Genomic DNA, 1,480 nt, shown 5'->3' with positions numbered 1-1,480 from the left:
CCGCCAGAGCGGCTGCGATCAGCGTTGAGGAAAACACTCTCTTCATGGCGACCCCCATGGGTGGCGCAGCGCGGCTCATGGCTCGCACGTCACGCCGGGTTGTTCCTGCTGGGCCTGACGCTGGCGCGCCTGGCCGGCGGCCGACAGCGCCCGGCCGGCCGCCCAGAGCGCGCGGCCCGCGCCGCTGCCCCATGTGGCGCTCCCGGCAGCCTCGGCCCCGGCCCCGGCGACGACTGCGCCCGTGCCGTCGCCCTTGCACTTGGGCAGCGGGGTTCCTGGCGGGGGGGCCTGTGCGGCGGCCTGCGCCAGCGCAGGCGCACCCCGGCGCGAGGCAGGAGCAGGCGATGCGTCCTCGGCAGGGGCTGCGCGTCCGCCGCCCATCCCCGCCATGCCGCCCATGCCGCCCATCATCATCACGCTGGCCTGCGATTTCACCCGCACGCGCGCGGTCCATTCCTGGTTCCAGGGCTGGCGCGGATCGGTCGGGCGGGGCGGATGGACGAGATTGAGCTCGCGCCCATAGGCGATGCCGGAGATGTTCACCATCATTGCATCAGCAAAGATGCCCGACGGGATCTGGCACTGCGTCGTGCCGGCCGGCAGGATCACCTTGTCGCGCAGATAGCGGTCCTGATTGGCGTTGGAGAGATAATTGATCAGCCCCTGTCCGCTTTCGGGAAGTTCCGATGCGCTCCAGGTGATCAGGATCATCTCATTGTCGTCCTCGGTCGCGCCTTCCTTCATCGCAAAGCCGTTTGCGGCGGCGAAATAGGCAGAGGCGGCGGCGATATTGGACCAGCCGAGCGTGATCACCCCGCTCTGCGCCCCGCTGGCGCGCAGGCCCAGGGGCGGCATGAGGTTCTGCGGCGGGCCGAGCGTGAAGGCGAGCGAGGCGGGCAGCCCCTCCCCGGTCACGCGGTGCTCGCCCACCAGCGAGCTGTCGCGCGGCGGGGAAGCATTGGAGCGCTGGTTGGGCCAGATGCTGGAGCGATTGTTGGACGTGGCGCCGCGATCGCGCTCGAACCGGCCCTGCACGCTCTGGCCATACATGGCCATGCCATTGGGGCCGCCGATCTCGAACGTCTGGGTGCGGGGCTGACCGGGCCGGACCGTTGGGCCGCAGCCCCAATAGGCCTTGATGGTCATGCGCATGCGCTCTTCAGGCATTTCCGGCGGCTCGGGATCGCGCTCCTCGAAGGGGGAGCCACGCTCGACCGGCGGCGGCGGATTGATCGGCAGGCTGGCGCCCAGCTTCATGCCCGGCGGGATCGCCTGGGTCGCCGTCACCTGGCCGGGCCGGCGGCGATCAAACACGGCGATGTCGACGCGAGGGCCCGGAGACGCCGCATTGGCCGCGCCGAACCAGTTGTCGCGACCGCCCCAGGCGCGGGTGTCGAAGCCGGCCCCGCCGCCGCCCATCATGCCCCCCATCATGGCGCCCATCATGCCGCCGCCCTGGGAGCCGGAAGCGCCAGTCGAC

The 1,480-nt window shown here is 71.1% G+C and carries 1 protein-coding gene; it reads right to left on the bottom strand.

Annotated features, from left to right (window positions below; genetic code table 11):
• Nucleotides 1-75 precede the first annotated feature (75 nt).
• Nucleotides 76-1,480 (bottom strand): hypothetical protein (locus tag ACLD7X_RS16705; protein ID WP_425625409.1); only part of this gene is annotated, 1,405 nt, incomplete at its 5' end.

Source organism: Aphanothece microscopica RSMan92, assembly GCF_046613545.2.
In the GTDB taxonomy this organism is placed as follows: Bacteria; Cyanobacteriota; Cyanobacteriia; order PCC-6307; family Cyanobiaceae; genus NIES-981.
Note: the sequence above shows the minus strand (reverse complement) of the source record. Positions and strands in the feature narration are given on the sequence as shown.